The organism is Flavobacterium sp. ov086, assembly GCF_900187965.1.
GTDB lineage: Bacteria > Bacteroidota > Bacteroidia > Flavobacteriales > Flavobacteriaceae > Flavobacterium.
Window position 1 is genome coordinate 65,163 of the sequence record NZ_FZNL01000003.1, and the last position, 21,965, is coordinate 87,127.

Annotated in this window: 16 protein-coding genes and 1 pseudogene; 13 read left to right on the forward strand and 4 right to left on the reverse strand. The window is 34.2% G+C overall.

The features are described 5' to 3' along the window. Positions 1-26 precede the first annotated feature (26 nt). From CHB81_RS03955 to CHB81_RS04005, 11 genes are all read left to right on the forward strand, one after another. A complete protein-coding gene (locus CHB81_RS03955; RefSeq protein WP_089350597.1) occupies positions 27-2,456 on the forward strand; it encodes a fibronectin type III domain-containing protein in 2,430 nt (809 codons plus the stop codon). An 84-nt stretch (positions 2,457-2,540) separates the two neighbouring features. Continuing rightward, on the forward strand, positions 2,541-3,005 hold the full coding sequence (locus CHB81_RS03960; RefSeq protein WP_089350598.1) for a hypothetical protein: 465 nt from the start codon (positions 2,541-2,543) through the stop codon (positions 3,003-3,005). A gap of 16 nt (positions 3,006-3,021) precedes the next feature. Further along, complete coding sequence (locus tag CHB81_RS03965; protein ID WP_089350599.1) at positions 3,022-3,492, forward strand: phage holin family protein; 471 nt, start codon at positions 3,022-3,024, stop codon at positions 3,490-3,492. Between the two features lie 117 nt (positions 3,493-3,609). Continuing rightward, positions 3,610-4,005, forward strand: coding sequence for a hypothetical protein (locus CHB81_RS03970; RefSeq protein WP_089350600.1), 396 nt, complete (start codon positions 3,610-3,612; stop codon positions 4,003-4,005). Positions 4,006-4,059: 54 nt separating this feature from the next. Next, positions 4,060-6,165: a hypothetical protein gene (locus tag CHB81_RS03975; RefSeq protein WP_089350601.1), complete on the forward strand. Its 2,106-nt coding sequence runs from the start codon at positions 4,060-4,062 to the stop codon at positions 6,163-6,165. Positions 6,166-6,370: 205 nt separating this feature from the next. Beyond that, positions 6,371-8,404: a hypothetical protein gene (locus CHB81_RS03980; protein WP_089350602.1), complete on the forward strand. Its 2,034-nt coding sequence runs from the start codon at positions 6,371-6,373 to the stop codon at positions 8,402-8,404. Positions 8,405-8,421: 17 nt separating this feature from the next. Next, a complete protein-coding gene (locus CHB81_RS03985) occupies positions 8,422-10,053 on the forward strand; it encodes a hypothetical protein (RefSeq protein WP_089350603.1) in 1,632 nt (543 codons plus the stop codon). 381 nt (positions 10,054-10,434) lie between these two features. Continuing rightward, a complete protein-coding gene (locus CHB81_RS03990) occupies positions 10,435-11,679 on the forward strand; it encodes a hypothetical protein (protein ID WP_089350604.1) in 1,245 nt (414 codons plus the stop codon). A gap of 14 nt (positions 11,680-11,693) precedes the next feature. After that, positions 11,694-12,701, forward strand: coding sequence for an RNA-binding domain-containing protein (locus CHB81_RS03995; RefSeq protein WP_254920956.1), 1,008 nt, complete (start codon positions 11,694-11,696; stop codon positions 12,699-12,701). Positions 12,702-12,873: 172 nt separating this feature from the next. Beyond that, positions 12,874-13,752, forward strand: a complete 879-nt coding sequence (locus CHB81_RS04000; RefSeq protein WP_089350606.1) for an AraC family transcriptional regulator — start codon at positions 12,874-12,876, stop codon at positions 13,750-13,752. 72 nt (positions 13,753-13,824) lie between these two features. Continuing rightward, on the forward strand, positions 13,825-14,652 hold the full coding sequence (locus CHB81_RS04005; protein ID WP_089350607.1) for an NmrA family NAD(P)-binding protein: 828 nt from the start codon (positions 13,825-13,827) through the stop codon (positions 14,650-14,652). A 315-nt stretch (positions 14,653-14,967) separates the two neighbouring features. On the opposite strand, the gene CHB81_RS04010 is transcribed toward CHB81_RS04005, so the two are convergent. The 4 genes from CHB81_RS04010 to CHB81_RS04025 form a co-directional block, all read right to left on the reverse strand. Next, complete coding sequence (locus tag CHB81_RS04010) at positions 14,968-16,278, reverse strand: MFS transporter (RefSeq protein WP_089350608.1); 1,311 nt, start codon at positions 16,276-16,278, stop codon at positions 14,968-14,970. Between the two features lie 20 nt (positions 16,279-16,298). Next, the gene (locus CHB81_RS04015) at positions 16,299-16,526 is read right to left on the reverse strand and encodes a hypothetical protein (protein WP_089350609.1); all 228 of its coding nucleotides are present in this window, start codon (positions 16,524-16,526) and stop codon (positions 16,299-16,301) included. Positions 16,527-16,532: 6 nt separating this feature from the next. Then, positions 16,533-17,129: a TetR/AcrR family transcriptional regulator gene (locus CHB81_RS04020; protein ID WP_089350610.1), complete on the reverse strand. Its 597-nt coding sequence runs from the start codon at positions 17,127-17,129 to the stop codon at positions 16,533-16,535. A 229-nt stretch (positions 17,130-17,358) separates the two neighbouring features. Then, positions 17,359-18,813 (reverse strand): glycosyltransferase family 2 protein, encoded by a 1,455-nt coding sequence (locus tag CHB81_RS04025; RefSeq protein WP_089350611.1) that lies wholly within the window; start codon positions 18,811-18,813, stop codon positions 17,359-17,361. 706 nt (positions 18,814-19,519) lie between these two features. Between CHB81_RS04025 and rhuM the strand changes: the two are divergent. After that, positions 19,520-20,509: pseudogene (gene rhuM, locus CHB81_RS04035) on the forward strand (RhuM family protein). A gap of 351 nt (positions 20,510-20,860) precedes the next feature. Continuing rightward, positions 20,861-21,955 (forward strand): Fic family protein, encoded by a 1,095-nt coding sequence (locus tag CHB81_RS04040; protein ID WP_089350613.1) that lies wholly within the window; start codon positions 20,861-20,863, stop codon positions 21,953-21,955. Positions 21,956-21,965 lie beyond the last annotated feature (10 nt).

The following is a 21,965-nucleotide window of genomic DNA, read 5'->3' on the forward strand; positions in this document are numbered from 1 at the left end:
AACAACAGACATTTAAATCAATACAAATGAAACAAGTAAATTTTACTCATGCAGGAGGGTTTCCTCTCGAGCAAGAAACTTTAGAAAGACTTCAAACTGCCTACAGATCAGAATTGTACGAAGCTTTAAAAAGGCATTTAAGCATCGACAACACTGCAGATTATATTGTAGCGCATGCAACAAGCGCAACAAAAGGCTGGGCAGTTATTCGTCAGGAAGATCCGGTAAGCCCTCAAAATCAAACAGGAATTTTATTTTCTATTGAAGCGGGAGCTCGAACGAATTACTTAAAAACTACCAGAACAGAGACAAAATTAATCTACGGAACCGGAGCGTCTCAAACTGCTTATTATGATTATGAGGCAGAATACAGCCCGGCAAAATATGATGATGTTGTTATTGTTGCTGAAAATGGTGAAGTGCAGACAATCAAATATTATGATTTAGGAGGTTTTGATACCATTACAGATATCAAAACAATAGACGAAATTCTACAGCAAATTCGATCAAATATTGGTGCAATCGAATCCAATATCAATGTAATTGAAGGAAATATCAATGCAATCGAGACAAACATTGATGTAATTGAAGGCGACGTTACTGCTATCAAAACAAACATTAACGCAATTGAAGGAAACATCGATGTAATTGAAGGCGATGTTAATCAAATAAATGGTTATTTAGCAAAAGCTTTGGTTGACACCAGTATTCCCGGAACGTCAAATCTTACTCTAAATTATCAGTCAAACTGGACAAACACTCATGTAGGTGGAAAAATATATTTAGACAATACCAATACAAGTACCGAAGATTTTATCCTTGCTAAGACCTCATCACATTCTTTATTACTAACTGATAATGCAAGCCAAGTCTTTAAAAGTAATAACCTGTTAGATTCATTACTTAAACGAATTAGTAAGTTAGAGGAACAACCTGCTTCGGCAATACCTATTGGTATGGTAGCTATTTGGGGAAAAACCGAGCCAATTCCTAGAGGCTGGGAAGAATATGTCCCACTATCAGGAAGAATGCCTGTAGGTTTATATAATCCTAGTTCTTCAGTACGTGCGCAGCAATTTGGTCAAAGAAGTTATTTCGAAAATTTAACTTTTTATAATGATAATGGAACAATGACGTGGCCTTTTGACGCATTGGGAGCTGAAGGAGGATATGTTGCTAAGTCATTAAGTATTGATGAAATGCCAAGACATAGACACGCCGTTGGAGATTATTCAGGTACTGGAGATGGTATGAAAGCAGAGCCTTGGGAAGGTTATACCGGAGCAAGTAATTATACCGATTATCAAGGTCAGAATCAATCTTTCCCAATTCTTAACCCTTACAAAGTAGTTCAATTTATCGTATATGTAGGTCCTTCCAACGATACAACAGCACCAACAAAACCAATCTTAACGTTTTCAAACATTGGTAATTCGACTTTACGTTTAAACTGGACAGCAGCAAGCGACGAAATTGGTGTAACAAAATATCTGATTTATAAAGATGGTGATTATTTAGCAGAAACAGCAAGTAATGTTCTTACTTATTATGTAACCTCTTTAACTGCTGGAACAAGATATAATTTCTATGTAATTGCAAGAGATGCCGCCGGAAATCTATCAGCACGAAGTGACAATGGAGATGTAACAACAACATCAATAATAGCTCCAACAGTACCCCAAAATATACAAGCTAACTCAGAAGGTCAAAGTCAAATACTTGTAAAATGGGACGCTTCGACTGATGATAGTGGTAGTGTTCAGTACGAATTATATCGAAAACCTGCTGGCGGAAATTACGGTGCATTTATGATGAGTCCTGATACTTCTCGTTTGGATACGGGTTTATCCCCAAACACGACTTATTATTATAAGGTACAAGCTTTAGATGCTGAACTAAATGCATCTGGTTTTAATGGTGAAGCTTATGCAACTACAGATCCTGCAACCGGTGGCGGTGGAGGTGGCGGATGTTTTGATATAGAATCTTTGGTGACAATGGCTTCAGGACAATCCAAAAAATTAAAGAATATTGAAATTGGCGACAAACTTCAAGGATTCTCTTTCCCAAATGAAATCGATGAATCTGACGGAGATTACATGGTTTGGAACGGAAAACTAAATGAGGCTTCAAAAGCAGAGGTAACTGTAGTAGGCAAAAAAGCCAGTTTACAGCCTAATTATTTCGAAATTAAAACAGCAGAAACGACTATTAAAGCCACAGGACAACATCCGTTATTGGTGTCTGAAGATGGTGAGAATGTAAAATGGGTTTGTACAAAAAATGTTGTACAAAGCATGTTATTAATTGACAAAACAGGAAAAACAAAAGCTATCGAATCAATCGTCTTTAAAGAAGAACCTTTGGAAGTAATACTTCTGGATGTTGAAGATGTAGATAATTATGTTATTTCCGGAATTGTTGCTCACAACAATAAACAACCAATGGAACCATAAATTACAATATGTAATAATCTTTTGGGGTAATTAAACCCCAAAAGATTATTTATTCAAAAATCATTAATCTTAAAGAGACTATACATGAAAATTGTGAAATTTATTTTTACAGCTTCAGCCTTGCTGTGGCTTCTAATTACAATCTTGACAATGATGCCGTTTGCGACTTTACTCTTACCAATTCTCTTTATTTCGAAAAAACATTACACAAAATGGACCCTTTTTTTATTTGCATTGATTTGTTCTTTAGGCATCTACCCTATTTGCTTTGCATATGCCGCTATAAAATGGAATGGCTTTTTGAGCTATCTAAGAAAACTTAGTCTGAGTATCGACATTGGCGGAAATATTGTTGGCGGAGCGCTATTGAATGACAATTTTATTATCGCTTCTTCTACCAATCAATTTGGTGTTATCCGGGAAACCATTAGCGACAATTTAGGCGAAAACGAAAGAGACGATACGCTATCGGTTTTCGGAAAGAGATTTACCAATTTATTGGGAGTATTTGATTTTGATCATGCCAAAAAATCTATTGTAGAAGACTAAAAAAAACTAAAAACCTATGATGCATAAAATCTCAGAATATTCAAATGAACTAAAATTATTGCTTTATGGAGTCTTTATGTACTTAGAAATGGATATCGAAATTGTCAAAGTGCTATTTTACTTAATGGTAATGGATACTTTTCTGGGTATAATCAAAACCATAGTGCTAAATAATGCTTTTAGCTTTAAAAAATTAGCCTTGGGATTTGTATCCAAGTTAGCCGTATTGCTAATACCAACAGCTTTGGCATTAATGAGTAAAGGGCTTAATTACAATTTTAAATGGTTTGTAACCATTGTAATGGATTTACTTATTGTTAGCGACGGAATTTCAATAATCAGCAATATAATTGCCATAAAGACAAAAAGAGAAGTCGAAAATTTCGACGCAATGACCTTGATTCTTAAATCAATAAGAGAACGTTTGATACAATTATTCAAACGTCTTTTGATCACTATCGATCCCAAATTTCATATAGAGAAATAGACAAAAAACTCCTCATAAAATACGATTTGCAACAATTTACGCAAGTCTAAAAATAAATAAAAACTACTTTCTTTTTTTTCTGAATCTGAATCTCAGCCTTTAAACTAACCAACCAAATTGAAAGTAGAACCCAAAAATGCACCTTACCAATTAGACCGAATATTTAAAATCAGAAGAATAAACAACACAATAGATTTAAGCGATTCTTTTTCTATTGTAAATAAAAAAGAATCCACAGCAAACTTTGAAGCCGAAATTTACAAAGTAACCTTTAGCACAACAATACAACAAAAAATAAAAACCTTTGATCTGTTCTTATCCGGCAATGAATTAATCTGCGACAAAGAAATCGAGAATTTGAAAGAATCCTTGGGCATCGTCATTGCCGGAGACGGATCACAATTTGAAATTCTTGATTACCATACAGATTTTACCATTCAATTTGATCAGGAAAACAGTTCTTTTCTCGAATCTGATGAGGTGAGAAATGGTTTGGTTGTTTTTAATAAATAAAATAGCATCGACCGATTAACCTGAAATACAACAATATAAAAAACGAAATACAACATGATAAATAATAATAAAGCTCTTGAAGAAGAATCTCAACAAGTACCAATTCCGGAACAATACATAATAAATAAACCACTAAGATTAGAAACAGTTAATCAAGGTAGTAATGAAGATGATGTACTGGTACGAGGTAATGATAATACTGTGAAATATGTTTCGCAAAGTGAGTTGGGTGGGAATGGCATCGAATCTGTTACGGGTAACGTTGTAGATAATTCAGTTTTTAACAATCCCATTATTAACTTAAAAACAATAAATAATCAAAATTTAAGTGGGTCTGGCAATATAAATATCACCAATAGTGTACCACCGATACAGCAAGTATTACTTGCTGGTTCACGTGTAGACGATAGAGGTCTTGAATTCCATGAAGCCAGTAATAGATATACAACTTATATTGCATCAGGAGGAGTGACTGTTGTAGATCATGTAGAGAATAAAGGCATAGGATTTGAAGGAGGAGATCAAATATTTGCAAGAAATCTCGCTCTTGGTGGAGTTAATGTTTTAGATCTTGCAATAAACTCTGGTGAGATTGTCTTTTATAATCTTGCAAATAAACCTTCAGGAAGTTATACTTTGGCTACCAGAGATGATATATTATTGCAGACAATTGTAAATTCAAATGGTTTTGCCGAAAAAGGAGAAATTAATACCGTTGATTTATTAACTCCAGATGGATCTGGTGGATATAAATCTCAATTGGTAGCTCAATCACCAGATTTAAGCACATCACACCAAGTTTATGTAGATAAAAATATCGTTACTTTACAAAGTTTGGGACCTGAACAAAGGGGTTACGTTTATATTAAAAAAGGTAGAGTAGAATTAAAACAAACGGATCCGTTCAACACATTAGATACCACAGTTAAATTTTCAGATCCAATTTCTGCAACTACTTTAAGTTTTCCTGCAAAACCAGAGGGAGAATATACGTTGGCAACATTAGATGACATAACTACCAATACTCCCGTATCAAACAATACTAGTGGAATTGTAAACAATACACCATTACAGGAATTAGGTGGTGCAGATAAAACTATCAACGGGATAAGAATAGGTAAAGGTAACGGGACTACTACTGAAAATATATTACTTGGTAGTGCAAATACATTGAGTTTAAATACTACGGGAGATTATAATACAGCTGTTGGTTACGATTCCATGATTGCAAACACAACTGGTAATAACAATTCAGCTTTTGGAGAATGGGCATTACGTAGTAATATAACAGGAAGTAATAATACAGCTGTTGGAGTAAATGCATTGAATGCTAATAAAACTGCTTCCTTTAGTGTTGCAATGGGAGCAAGTGCCTTATCAAAAACTATTGATGGTAATAATAATGTTGCTATTGGTGCCAGTGCACTACGTAATAATGCTTCAGGAAATAATAATGTAGCCATTGGTACAAATGCTATGTTTAATACTATTGGTAATCTAAACTCTAATTTAGATGGTTGTTTATGTACAGCCGTTGGTGCAGCTGCTCTGTTTTCTAACACCACTGGGAATGCTATAGCCGTGGGAGCAAATTCATTATATAATAATACAACTGGAATATACAATATTGGGATAGGCGATCAGGCAGGATCAGGTATAACGACAGGAAGTGGTAACACAATAATTGCCGGTACCGGATTTATATTGAAAGGCGGCGGTATTACAACGGGGTCCAATAATATGATTCTTGCACCAAACAGCGGTAATACCACTGGTATAACAACTGGAAGTGGTAACGTTGTGGTGGGAAAAGTAACAGGTCTTTTGGCTAACGCATCAAATACAATAACAATATCTGATGGAGTTGGTAATATTGCCATTACAAAAAGCACTATAGGCGAACTAAAAACCCCTAATTTAACACAAGCTCTTATCATTTCCGGTGGAACCTCTTCGTTAGTTAATAAAGGTTATGTCGATAATACAACAGCGGTAGATAACGCAACAACTACAACCTTATCAAGCGCTACTCTAACAAGTACATACCCAAATGCATTATCAGGTTTTAGAGTGAGATGTTTAAATATTGCAAGCGGAGCTTTAACCTATGAGAAAACTACCGCTGGATGGATTCAATACACTATAACAATAACGCAATAAAAAACAACTTCTCTAATCCAAAATTCAATCTTCTGCGAAATAACTAATTGTAACTATTAACAATTAATCGAATTAAGTATCCCAGAAGGTTTAGTAAAAGTTTTTATTAGAAAAGCAATCTGAATTTAATCTTTAGTTATGATATAATCGTAACTAAAGATTAAACATTGATAATATGAATATTAATTACGAAAAAACATAAAAAATGAGTGAGTACTCAATTGGAAAAAAAATACTTCTTAACGATGTTGAAGAGATTTCAATATCCGAAGAAAAAGTACTTGTAAGAGGTACCGATAAAATCATTAAAGAAGTCGATAAAAGCTCTTTTGGTGGTGGTTCGGCTATTTCTGTGACTAAATCAGAATTAGACAATCTGATCCAAAATGATTCTTTGATTCCAGGCGCTTATTATATAGTAAGTGGAGTTCATCCAACTTTATATGACGATGGAACTTCTAGCGGAACAACGATCCATATAAAAGCTGCAACAACTAATACATTAGAAAAAAATGGTCATGGACAATTTTGGAATCCTAAATATGATCAATTGATCAATGGATTCAATATATGGAATTCAAAGACTTTTACACTAAATGATGCCGGATATTATGAACAAATATTATCCAGTACTGGAAATAATCCACAAAGTATAGTTATTGATAGTAATGGTGTTGTTTACACGGCAAATGCAAACCCATACCCAGGAGGAGGCAGTGGTGTTACAAAAATCCTGCCTAATGGAACAAGAATTGATATAGATACATCAACTCGATCCAGGACAGATAAATTATGTATAGGTTTAGACGATGTTGTTTATATGATAGGGGGTTTTGGAGGAACAGTTTCTAAGCTAGATTCATCTGGTGTTTTATCTACATTGGCAGACTTAGGAAGAAATGGTAATGAAGATATATGCGTAGATTCAGTCGGAAATGTATATGTGGCAAATTCCACGTATCAAGATGTTATTAAAATTTCGCCAAATGGATCCTTCACAATTCATGGAACTTGTGGAAATGGAAATCTTAGCATGTGTTTAGATAACGATTCCAACATATATGTTGCACATGGAGGTGGTTACGGTATTACAAAAATTTTACCTGATGGAACATCGAGTCTTTTTGCGACACTAGGATCAGGGCCCCAGGATATTTGTTTTTCTAGCTTAACTGAAAATTTATATGTTAGTACTAGTACAGGAACAGTAATAAAAATCCAGCCTGATGGAACAACAAGTGTTTTCGCGAAACTAGGAACAGTGTCTACTCCCTCAAGAGGCCTTTGTTTGGATGCTGAAGGTAATGTTATTGCTCTTAACAATTATACTTCTCGTGTGTTCAAAATAACTCCTGATGGAACATCAACTTTAATTTATGATAATCCATCCTTTTACACACCTTTTGCAGTTTGTTCTTCAGGTAATGATTTATATTTTGTAAATATGGATTCAAACAATGTTGTTAAGCTTTCAACAGATGAACCAGAACAGTCATATTCCATAGGAGATAAAACAATTTGGGGAGGATATTCATGGACAAATAATTCAGGAGCAAAAGGACAAAATTATGATCAATTCACATTGTCTTACGATTGGACAAAAGATCAATATAATGAAGATAATTATAACCAGGTTTTAGATATTCTAGAATATGATTATCCTAATGATTGGATCTCGCGCAGATATGAAATTGAATCAGGATGTGATGTAATTTATACTAAATCTGATTATGATAATTTTGGTAGAGAATCTGCTATTAAAGCATTTCAATTTGGCAATTCATTTAATCCTAAATCTTATAAAGGAGTTTCGAATATTACAGTTTCTCACTCTTATTTTGAAAACATAAATTTTGCGGGAAGATATCAAAGATCTATAATTCTAAATTCTGCTGAGCAATCAAATTGCACATTTGGGCCAAATACTTATCAGGAATATTTAACTTTTTCCGGAGGATCTAGCCAACAAGGTGTTGAGTTTAAAAATAATTCGGGACAAACTCAATGCACCTTTAAAGAAGGTTCAAGTTCAGGAGACTATTTTATACCGTCAGATTCAATAATGTCAAATTTAAGTTTGCTCCAAAACTCAAGTATTACTGATATTTCACCTAATGAAGATTTATTACTTTTTAATCCTTCTATTTTAAAAGAAATATACAATAGACCTGATGGCACTACTAAAATCCGCTATTACGATGACGACGATAATCTAGTCATAAACGACATTACTGATTAATTAAAAAATACAAGAAAATGACAAAGAAAAAATACGGAGTAAGAACCGTAAACGGTAATGAACCTGATCCCGAAACAGGAAACATTAATGTATCAGGCGAAGGTTCACAGAATTTACAACAAACTTTAGATAACGGTAATACAGCTGAATATGACGAAGGAAATTCAATAATAGGTTTTTTATATGGTGACTCTAATGATAGAACCGCAGAAATAACAGTTGGAGACGGAACCAATAGAGCTAGTTTTACCTCTAATAATTCACAGATTGCAATTACACATGTATCGCCTTCAAATGAATCAGCTATAGGTGCAGATGACGGAAAATTACTTATGCGTCAACAGGATTTATCTACACATAAAGCAATAGAATTAAAAATTCCTGCATCTATTTCTAGTTTTACAAACTATAATTTTCCAGAAAAAACAATAGAAGGTGATTATGATGTAGCTACTACGGATCAAATTAATGTTCCAGTATCTGCTACACAATCAGGAATAGTCAACAATATACCTTTACAAGAATTAGGAGGAGTAGATAAATCAATACATGGAGTAAATGTAGGTATAGGTAGTAGTACAGGTACTGATAATACTGCTATAGGTGTTGATTCACAAATTACTGTTGGTACTGGTTCAAGAAATATTTCTTTAGGAGCTAATACTTTAAAATTAAATACAGGGAATGCTTCTACTGCAATAGGATACAATGCTTTATCTAGTAATACCGAAGGTGGTAGTAATACAGCTATAGGAAGTAGATCATTACAAGCAAATACAACAGGAAGTTGGAATACAGCTGTTGGCCAAGGAACATTGCAGAATAATTTAGTTGGAAATAATAATGTAGGTGTTGGATCAGCAGCATTATCTGTAAACACAGGTTCATATAATACCGCTATTGGCACAGCAGCTTTAGCTACTAATATATTTGGTGAACATAATACTGCTATAGGAAATTTTGCTTTAAATAAAAATGTAGGAGTTTCAGGTTCTAATCTTTTTGGGCATAGAAGTACAGCAGTAGGGTCTAATTCTATGAGAGAAAACACTACTGGTAATGGAGAAGCTTTTGGTTCTTGGGCTTTATCTGCACAAACTACAGGAAATTGGAATATTGCTTTGGGAAATCAAGCAGCAAGTGGGATCACAACTGGAAGTAATAATACAATCATTGCAAATGCTGGATTTGTCTCTCCGGGTGGAGGTATAACTACAGGAAATAATAATTTAATAGTAGCACAAAATCTAGGTAATACTACAGGAGTAACAACTGGTAACGGAAATACTATTCTAGGTAAAGTAACAGGATTAGCTCCAGCTTTAAATGCTAATATAGTATTATCTGATGGCAATGGTATAATAGGATTAAGAAAAACTGATACCCATCAATTATTAGCCCCTTCATTAACAATAGCATTGATTAATTCAGGTGGTGACACCAGTTTAGTTACTAAAGCTTACACTGATCAAATTGGCTCAGTAATAAATACAACTACTACAGCTTTGTCAGGTACAACTTTGAATTCAACATATCCAAAAGCGATTAGTCTTCGAGTTCATTGCATGAATATTATTGGAGGCGGAGTGATTTATGAGAAATCAAGCTTAGGCTGGATACAATATCCGGCTTCAGTAGTAGCTCCTTAAATATAATATTGACTTTGTCCAGTTGAATAAAAAGTGTAGTTGGAATCGACTAAATAGAAAAACCTGTAAAACATGATTTTACAGGTTTTTCTATTTAAAAATATACCTAAAAGATATTTCCCTTAAACATGATTCCAATAAAATTTTAACCAAAACCAAAACATTTTAAATCAAATTTAAAAGCCCATCTTCCAATTCATTTTTACATTCGTGTTAGTAACAAATTCAAAACAAATAAACAATCTCAATGTAACAAAACTTAAAAAAAAGTACTTATACAACAAAATAAATAGCAATTTTCTTTCAATATTCTTGTTTTACGCAAGGATATTGATAGTTTTGCGTTTTAGAATTAAACCCCAAATTTAACCCCAAAACCTTATGAGAAAACCCATTTCTTATTTTCTATCTTTTGCACTTTTCGCAGGAGTCCTTATTGGATGCAGCGATGACTCAAAAGACGAAAATTACAATCCTACGTATTTGTCGAGTATTGACGCAACAAATTTACCTGCAGGTAATAAACCAATGACCATGTTCGAAGACAGCGAAAGTTCTGCGAGAATGTACGATAACAAAGACCGCTGGTTTCGTGTCAATCAACCCATGCAAGTGATCCAGAAAGGAAAAGATTCTGTACAAATTTCCCTTTATTCTCCCGTTGGACTTACAGATGTAAAAGTCTATGCAAAATTACCTAACTATGACAAACGATTTGTAGTCCTTGAATTTACAAAAGTTCCGGCTTTTCATCGTTCGTTTCACCAACTTCCGTTAGTTAACGGAAAACATGATTATAAATTAGAAGATGGTAAAACGGTAACCATTGACAAAATCAACGGATTCTCGTCTGGTGCAATCCAGTTTTCGGTAGAATCGAGTGATCCTTTATTCGAAAAATTCAAAAAGATCAAATCAAATCGATTAGTACAATTCAGCACGCAGTACCACCTTAATAATCCTGCTGATGATCCTAATAAATTTTTACCAATGAATCCTGTTTTGGCCAAAGAAGCCATTACAATGATTATCAATTATTCGTATGCGATAAGTCATCCTTTGTATTATGATACATTTATGAATTTTGATCGTTTCAAAAAAGAGCAGGCAGCAACAGCCGGAACTGCTACAGTTAATGGTGCATTGAACTGGCACGGAAATGTTGAAGATGATGCTGCAAACGGTGTTTATGATTATCTGACCAAAGCTCAAATTGAAACTGCTTATAATACCTACATCGATAACCGAACTTTGAATATGGCTATGGTTGGCGGAGGTTCGGCTTGGGGCGGTGGCGCATTAGCTTCTCAATGGGAATCTGGTTATGTAACCGGACATTGGAAAGGCGAAATGTCTGTTTGGTCACACGAATATTCTCATCACAGTGGTTATAGTCACACCAGTAATTTAGCTAATAGTGGCGAAGGCGGCGGTCAGCAGGAAATGTTAACCGAGTTTTATAAATATCTGATTTACTTAAATGATTTACCTTTTATCGATCCTGAGATATTAAAAACGTATACAAAAACGGCTTATTTGACCGGTACTTACAAAAAACCTGTCTTTACTATTAATCCTAAAAATTCGTTTTTATTAAAATATAAAGGAGAAGGAAAATGGAAATAAACCACAAAACTATCATGAACAAAATACTTTTTTTTATAGCATTACTTTGCCTTTTTACCAATTGCAGCAAAGATGACAATCAGAACGATAATTCTTCGCAATACAATTATTACTACCCAACCGACGAAGCTTCAATAACTGCAAGCAAAATTGGCGACGGAACAGGAACTTTTGATCCTAAAGGAATTACAATCTCAAACAACAAATTGTACGTTTGTAATGGTGATGTTCTTGAAATTTTTGATGCTCTGACTTCGGCACATTTAAAAACAATTACGACTTACACAAAAGGAACAACGACAATTCCGTTTACCAAACTTTCTTCGGTTAGTATTGATAAAGGTCGTATTTATATCGGAAGCGTTGATTCCAGACTTTTTGTAATGGACGAAACTACAAATGCCGGAATCAATACGGTTGGAAACGGGCAATGGTGGACAACTTTTGTGCACGTTTTTGGAGTTGTCGTAAAAGACGGATTAGTATTTGTAAAAGAAAAAAACACTACAATTAAAGTTTTTGAAACCACACAAATCACTGAAACCAGTAACTGGGATTTAAAACCAATTGCGATGTTAAACACCTTAAACGGTTACGATCAGGTGTATTCTTTGGATGTTGAAGCCGGAAATTTAGTAGTTGCCGGAAGAGATGCTAAAAGCTATTTGTATTACAGTATTGCTGCTATTAAAGCCAACGCTGCGGCATCGTTGACAAAACCAATGGAGCCAACAAATACTACTTTTGATGCAAAACCTATTGCAATCAGTTTTAGTAAAGATTGGGCCATTACATCAGAAAATATCGGAGCTTTAAATTATTTACGCCTTTATCCTAAAGCTGAATTTCTGGATAAAAAATACACCGCAAGAGTTAATGCTTCTGATATTATGGGACAAAATCCATTTGGAACAATTGTTAGTACAGCACAACTTAATGATCGTCTTTTCTTGTCTGACAATACAAACCAAAAAATTAGAATTATTAAGCTAAATCAATCTGCAATTACAGAACATAAATAGACTTAATTCTATAGTTTTCAATACTCAAAAGGGAATAGTTTCAATACTATTCCCTTTTTATTTTAAAGCAATTACCAAAACACATCTTTACAAAACTTCGATAATTATAAATGCAGAATTAAAAATAAACAGTAACTTTTCATACTTTTTGTAGTCAAATAGCCAAAAACCAATGACAACAGATATCATAGAACTAAATGACTTTATTGTTTTAATCGAACAATCCAACACCTCTAAAACTTTTGTTCAGAAGTGTGAAATTGATGGCGATGCTGTTGGTTTTGCCTTTTATGGTTCGGGAAATGTCGAACTGGAAATCAAACATAACAATCAAACCAAATATCTAACGAATACAACGGGTTTGGCAATTTGTTTTTTCGGAAATCAAAAAGTAGAATTCGCCCATAAAATAGAACCCAACAAACCTTTGCAATCGATCAGTATTTTTACCAAACCCCAAAAACTCCATTCTTTACCACAAGCCGAAAAAGAAATCTTCGAAAATTATCTTCCGGAATTATTACATCCAAAAGAGCATTTTGTCGAAGGCCCATCCTTTTATATGACACTCGAAATGCAATTGGCGATTCAGAAAATCTTCAATACTACGTATACGGGAAACACGAGATTGTTGTTTTTAAAAAGTCAAATCAATGAATTATTGGCACATTTCTATGCCCTTTTATCCACAGGAACAAAAATTGACTTTTCAGAAATAGACAAAAACAAATTGTATAAAGCCAAAGAAATTGTCACGACCAGTTATTCAAAACCACCATCGATTACCCAATTATCTAAAATGGTAGGCTTGAATAGTAATAAACTAAAAAAGAATTTCAAAGAACTTTTCGGAATTCCTGTTTTTAAATATGTACAGGAAGAACGACTTCATAAAGCTTATGAACTACTCCGCGAAAGCGAAAAAACAGTACAAGAATCAGCTTGGGAAGTGGGTTACGAAAGCTTAAGTTCGTTTTCGAATGCCTTTCATAAAAAATTCGGAATGCGTCCCAATGAAGTTCGGCAACAATTCCTTTCAAACAAATCTTAATTCTTTTCAGACAAATGATTCTTTTTTAATGGTTGCAACTTTGTATCAGTAATCAATTAAAAAACTATTGTCATGAACAAAAAGAAAATTTTAGTCTTGGGATCCAACGGAAAAACAGGACGCAGAGTAGTCGAAAGATTAGAACAAGTAGAGAATATCGAAATTCGTTTAGGTTCCCGAAATGAGAAAATTCCTTTTGATTGGGAAAAACCACAAACCTGGGAAGCAGTTCTTCAGGATATAGATTCGGTTTACATTACTTTTCAACCCGATTTAGCCATTCCATCGGCAGAAGATTCAATTGAGAATTTCACCCGTCTTGCCACAAAATTAGGCGTACAAAAAATGGTTTTACTTTCTGGAAGAGGCGAAAAAGAAGCGCAACTTTGTGAGGAAATGGTAAAACAAAATGCCAAAAACTGGACAATTGTTCAGGCAAGCTGGTTCAATCAAAACTTTAGCGAAAGCATCTTTTTAGATCCTATCTTAGCTGGAATCGTAGCTTTACCAAGAGCAGAAGCATTGGAACCTTTTACTGATGCCGATGATATTGCCGATGTCGTTACAGCAGTACTATTAGACGACAAACACAACGGACAAACCTATGAATTAACTGGCCCGAAACTTCTAACTTTTAAACAAGTCATTAAAGAAATCGCTGAGGTTACTGGTCGAAATATTACTTTTCAATCTTTAAGTTTAGAAGAATACAACCAAATGTTAGTGGAATATCAAGTTCCGGAAGATCATATTTGGCTCGTAAATTACCTTTTCGAACAAGTATTAGACGGACGAAATTCAACTATAACTTCAGACATCGAAAAAGTTCTGGGAAGAAAAGCAAAAGATTTTTCCGCTTACGCGAAAGAAACAGCCCAAACCGGAATCTGGAATTCTTGAAATCATTAGCTACGAAGGCACAAAAGGCACGAAGTTTAATTTGTTTTTTGTCATTTCGACGAGAGGGAGAAATCACACTAGTAATTCGACAAAGATTAGCAATTGCAACGGCAGAGTTTCGTGTGTGATTTCTCCCTTCGGTCGAAATGACAAGATTGTGATTACTTTATAAAATCCTTACACAATCAATCATTCACACAAAAACAAAAAACCGCATAAATACGTCCAATCCGTCCAATCCGCGGGCCATACAAACAAAAAAAAGCTTGTCTATTATAGACAAGCTTTTCTATTTTTAAACGAAATATTCTTCGCTTAACTTTCTATTTCTACTTCAACAACATCTTTTTCTTCAACAGTATTTTTTATTTCAATAGCATCTTTAACTTCAACAGCATCTTTCGTTTTTACCATCTGACTTACTCTCCAGATAAAAAATATACTACAAAGTGTAATTACCGCAATTACATATCCTAAAATATCATAGTTTTCTAATGGTGAAGTTTTTGTTTTTTGATGCACGATAAATCCGGCACAAACCGCTGCGATTCCGCCGGCAATTTGTTGTAAAGACGAAGATATAGACATATAAGCACCACGATCTTCCAATCCCGGAATAGCAGTATTAAGTGTTGTTGCAGGAATCATACGACTCATGATTCCCATAAACAAAATCATATTAATCACTACGATTTCCCAAAGCGGAATTGGATTTAAGTTCGTATAAATCAAAATCATAATGATAGAAAGTATTGAACCTGCAGCAAACAATTTGAACTTGCTTACTTTATCACTTAATTTACCAACCAACGGCATTATAAAAAGAACCGAAAGTCCGGTAAAGAAAAATACCATAGGCAATTCGAGTTGGCTAATATGAATATTATTCACTAAAAATGCGCTCCCAAAAGGCTGTAACATAAAACCTCCAACCGAAAGAAAAGCAATAGAAGCAAAACCAACCTGATAACGTTTATTGCTCAAAGTATGCCAAAGATGCAAAAACGGACTTTTGTCTGTTTGTACTTCTAAATGTTTGGTGATGGGCTGCATTTGGGTAATAATTGCAATAAGAATCAAAACTCCCAGAACGGCAATCATGATAAAAGCCGAATGCCATCCCCAATTGTTGGCAAAATACAATCCAACCGGAATTCCTAAAATTTGACTTGTAGCAAAAGCCATTTGAATGAATCCCATAACACGTCCTCTTTGGTGAATCACAAATAAATCGGTCACAATTGCCAAAGAAACAGAACCAATTACACCGCCAAAAAGTCCGGTAACGATTCTTGCCATCAACAACATCATATAACTTGTTGAAAGTGCACAGAAAACGGTACCAATGATGAATCCGGTATAAAAGAAGATTAAAAGTTTTTTTCTGTCAAATTTATCAGCAAAACCCGCCGCCATTAATCCAGAGATTCCGGCACTAAAAGCGTAAGCAGAAACCGCAAAACCAAAGTTTGCAGTCGTCATATTCAGGGTTTTCATTAAAATATCTCCCAGTGGAGAAATAACCATAAAATCAAGTATTACTGTAAATTGCAAAAGCGCTAATATCGCAATAATGATTTTTTGGTGAGAAGTAAAAGCGGGGCTGTCCCCAGAAGTTTTTTCCATATAAATTGGTTATTTTTTGATTAAGATAATTCCTGGCACTCGTGACCAAATTCATTGATCATTTCGATAATGGCGTCAGGTTTCAATACATCCGATACGACGCGAAGCACGCAATCAACATCTTCATGATCGATGCTCCATTGTTGTATGTCCGAATGATTATCCAGCGTTCGATGCATATCGCAATCTGGATTGATTTGTTTAATATTTGTTTTGAAAATGTGTATTGTGTTCAAATTCGTTTCCATAATTTTTCATGGTTTTAGTCCTTTAATTGTACCCTTAAAAGCCTCTTTCATAATCTCCTTGGTAAGTTTAAATGGTTTTCCTCCCATACTCTTACCTTCAGTATGCATATTCAACAATGTGTATAACGGTCCGTAAGCGACAGACCAGAAAGCTTCAAATGTCATCGGGACCAGTTCTTTATTACGAAGTCCGTTATCCATAAACTCATTCATAATCTTTCTAAATTCTGCAAACTCTTTAATAGAAGCCAGAATAGTGTCTGAATGAGGCGAATGTTTAATGATTTCAAAAAATGCAACTTCTTTCGGATATTTCATGGTAAAGTTGGCGCGGTTTTCCCACTGTCTCCATAAACCCTCCTCAAATGACATTTCGGACGAAAAATTTTTTACGGTACTGGTAAAAAATTTCAGCGCGATAATGGCACCTATTTTCTGAATCAAATCATCCTTGTCTTTGTAGTAAATATAGAGCGTGCCAACAGAAATAGAACAGGCCTTCGCCAGCTTGTTCATACTGAAACCTTGAAACCCGTCACGCACAATTTGGTCAATTGCAGTTTTGATTACCAATTTTTCTTTGTCAACATCTCTTACTCTCATACTGATTATTTTTGGCAAAGATAAAATAATAAATGAATGAACGTTTTTTTATTATTGATTTTTTTCAGAATAATTTACAACGACAAACCCGACAGTCCCGAGGCTTCGGGACTGTCGGGTTTAAAAATCGGTTCAAACAAAAAATTTACTCCATAAAAAAACTCCTGCTCGGGGGAACAGGAGTCATAAAAAAACAAATCAAATTTCTATTTTTTTAATTACAATTATCTTAGACTAAACCTCTTGTCAGCCAGCCTCTTTTATTGGCGGTAACAATGGCGTAGGGTGTGATCCAGAATAAACTGAAGGTGTAAAAAACACTGTAAGAATACGCCCAAAGCGAATCGGCAAGATTGTATCTTTTAGCATAAAACAACACCGGAAAACTCGATACGATTAAAATCCCCAAAAGTGTAGAACTTAAAAATAATAGTGGATGCATGGCAATAAAAACAAACATAAAAAGCATAAATGGATATGCCATAACAATTTTTAAAGCTTGGTTGAACCATAAAAGTCGGGCACCAAATTTTGAATCTTTTCTAAAATCTGTAAAAACATATTTTGCCATTGCAATGTTCTCACGCACATTACTTCTGCTCCATCTAATGAACATTTTGTACAATCCCGTATATTCTTCAGGAACGTTTGTCAATACATACGCATTTCGCTGAAACAATACATGTTGACCTTGTTTCAAAATCATATTGGTCATTGCACGATCTTCACCAATATCTGATGGTTGTCCCATAAAAGTTTGGTTGATCCATTCGTCCAGACAAGCAAAAACCGAAGTTTTTCTATAAGCTGCCGCCGCTCCCGGAGTACAAAGAACAGAACCCAATTTACTTTCGGCAGAACGCATGAATTCAAAACTCATCACAAAACTTACATTAAGCATTTTAGGCAAGATTGCTTTTTTACTGTTCAATACATGAACGTTTCCGGCTACTGCACCACATTTTTCATCCACCACAAACGGACTAACTAAGTTTCTTAAAGTATCTTTTTTCACGATTGAATCACTATCAACCGTTACAAAAATTTCTCCCATTCCCAGTTCGAATCCACGGTGAAGTGCGTGACGTTTTCCTGCATTTTCAGGTTGCTGAAAAATAGTCAAACGATCTCCCAGTTTTATTTTGGCTTGTTGCATCCAGTACCAGGTATCGTCTTTACTTCCGTCATCAACAGCTAATATCTCTAATTTATGCGCCGGAAAATCACTTTCGGCCAAACTCAATAAAGTATCCCAAACCAGTTTTCCTTCGTTATACGCAGGAACGATCACGGTAACAGTTGGCAACATTTCATCCGAAACTGATTCGATTGGTTTGTAGTTATAATACAAGTATAAATTATAAAGAAATACTCCTGTTTGAAAGAAAAATAATAATCCTGCCACTATCAGGAACGGAAGTCCCCAGGAAGAATTCATTCTATCGATCTGAAACTGATCAAAGTCTGCTTGTAAATAATACACCGAGTATGCTCCAACAAACATTAAGGCAAAGGTGCTCACCAACACAAATAATCCAAACTTACTTTTGGTGCGCTCACTTACTTTTTTTACTGCTGCATTGGAATTGTTAATACGAAAAATGGAACCATTTAAGGCGTGTTCGTTATTGCTATTTGAATTTGAAGTATAAAATTGTTCTGATGTTAAGATTTCACTTTTCATATGACACTACTTTTGATTGCTATGTATGGGCTTTTATTTAAAAATGCTTCCCTCCGATTCTATTTTTCTCTATCGGAAAGGATTTCACTTATTCCCATTTTGCAAGCCACGTGCCATAATCACTTTTTACTGGATTCTAGCGTTTTAGCTTTCTTGAGTAGTTTTTGAGTGTGTAATTATTATACGCTTTAGTATACAGGATACAGATTTTGTTGGTGTTTTGGGAGGTTTTGAGTTGAGGTTTTGGTGTGCCCGAGGGGCTTGAAGTTTCATTATAACGCTTTCTGAAATTTATTATTGTTACACTGAGTGTCCCGAAGCTTCGGGAGAAGGATTTTTTTTGAACGCTAGCGATAGCGAATAGGCGAAGCAATTTGGAATTTGGTCCCGAAGCTTCGGGATTAAAATATTGGAATTTCTTTTTTTCGGAGCAATTTCCAGCCATCCACTATATCTTTTCCTTGCTAAAGGAGCAAGAAAAAGGATGCCGCTTCTATCTGGGCTAGGAAACATTTCATAAGAACCTTTTTGATTAAACTAAGAACAACATTTACTTCTAAAAAATACACCTATTCTTACTTTTTTATAGCTTTACCTACTAATCTTAACTATTTATTCAATACTTTAGCAATCAGATTATTTTGTAGCACATCAACAATCTGAGAGTATAAGAATATAGGAACGAATTTTATGGAGGAATAGTATAATGAACACGGGAGAAATACTTATATATCAAAATCAAGAAGGCAATATTAAAATTGATGTGCGACTTGAAGAAGAAACAGTTTGGTTAACTCAGGCACAACTTTGTGATCTTTTTGTAAAATCTAAAGCTACAGTCAGCGAGCATATAAAAAACATTTTTGAAGAAGAAGAATTGAATGAAAATGCAGTTGTTCGGAAATTCCGAACAACTGCATCTGATGGTAAAAATTATCAAACTAATTATTATAATCTTGATGTCATAATTTCTGTAGGTTACAGAGTAAAATCACTTCAGGGAACGCAATTTCGTATTTGGGCAACCCAGCGATTAAAAGAATATATCGTTAAAGGTTTTACATTAAATGACGATCGTTTTAAATCAGGTAATACCATGAATTACTTTAGCGAATTGCAGCAACGCATTCGTGAGATCCGAATATCTGAAAAGTTTTTCTACCAAAAAATAAAAGACATTTACACCACAAGTATTGATTATGATGCAAAAGACGAAAAAATAGTTTCATTTTTCAAAATCGTACAAAACAAATTCCTTTAGGCAATTTCTCAAAACACAGCTGCCGAATTAATATATCGCAGAGTTGATGCTACTTTACCATTGTTAGGAATGCAATGTTTTGATAAAAAAGAAGCCAAAGCAGTTCTGAAAACAGATGTTAGCATCTCCAAAAATTATCTGAATGAAGACGAAATAAAACTTTTAGGATTATTGGTAGAGCAATATTTAGCATTTGCGGAGACTATGGCGCAACAGCAAACTCCCATGTATATGAAAGATTGGGCAGAAAGACTTGACAGTATTTTACAACTCAACGGAAGAGAATTGTTGACGTATACGGGAAAAATTAGTCATCAAATGGCTTTGGATAAATCTACTCTAGAATTTGAAAAATTTAAAGAAAGCAGAAAAACAATAGAGACCGAACAAAGCTTAAAAGAAATTGAAGCAGATATTAAAAGATTGAAAAAGTAATGTTATCAAATAATTTAAGGAGCTTTTTCCACCCTTAAGCCTCCGGACTCTATACCTTTTCCTGCTTAAAGAAAGCAGGAAAAAGAATGCCACTCCTGTCTGGCTTAGGGATATTGTATTTAATAGATATTATTGGCATACATTATAAAAATTAATTTACGATATTATGGTTTTCCGTAAAGTCGTTTACTTTTAAAAAACAATATTTGTTTGAGATTAGTAATCCTATCTTATTATAAAAAACGAGAGTAAAACTTACCTTTGTTAACAAAACGAGAGTAAATTATACATATATTTACACTCGAAACTAAAACAAGAGTATTATTTACTTTCGTTTAAATCTACAAAAAGATGAGTGAAGAAATAAAATATAATCCCCAAACTCCGTATAACAATCTCCCTTTATTACCACCAAAAGCGGAAATAGAAAGCACTACAATATTAAAAAAAACAATTGCAGCAAGTAGAGCATTGTCAGAGTTGAAAGGTGCAATTACTAATCTCCCAAATCCTACACTTTTTATTGACACAATCAATTTACAAGAAGCACAAGCGAGTTCAGCAATTGAAAACATTATTACGACTCAGGATGAATTATTTAAGGCATCTATAGCTGATAAAAAAAATGAAGATCATGCTACTAAAGAAGTTATGCATTATAAAGATGCGCTGTGGTATGGTGTAGAGCAAATAAACAAACGCCCAATACTGACAACAAATCTTTTCATTGCAATAATGCAAATAATAAAAGAAAACCAGTCAGGTATTAGAAATACTCCCGGAACACAATTAACAAATCCTGCAAACGAAACTATAGTTTATACACCTCCTGAAGGAGAAGAAATTATTAGAGAAAAATTAAAAAACCTTGAAGATTTTATTCATGCCGATGATACAATAGATCCATTGGTAAAAATGGCTATTATACATTATCAGTTCGAAGCCATACATCCTTTCTTTGATGGCAATGGTCGTACAGGAAGAATCATTTTATTATTATATCTAAAAATGTCAGGTTTATTAGATTTACCGGCTTTATATCTAAGTGATTATATCATACAGCATAAAAATCAATATTATAGCAATCTCAGAAAAGTAACAGAAGAAGGAAACTGGGAAGACTGGATTTTATATATGCTGGAAATGGTGGAACAAACTGCACTAAAAGGCAGAAAACAAATTGCTGCCATAGAAAACTTAATGACCGAAATGGGTAAAGAAATACAATACAAACTACCAAAAGTATACTCAAAAGAACTAATGGAAGAATTGTTTCGATTACCATACACTAAAAGAAACAATCTTGAAAAAGCACGTATAGGAAATTTAAAAACAGTAGGTAATTATCTAAAAGATCTCGAAGCAAATGGATTTCTAAAAAGCGAAATCGTAGGAAAAGAAAAACTATATCTAAACTTTAAGTTATTAGAAGTTTTAAAAAAATAAGAATACGAAA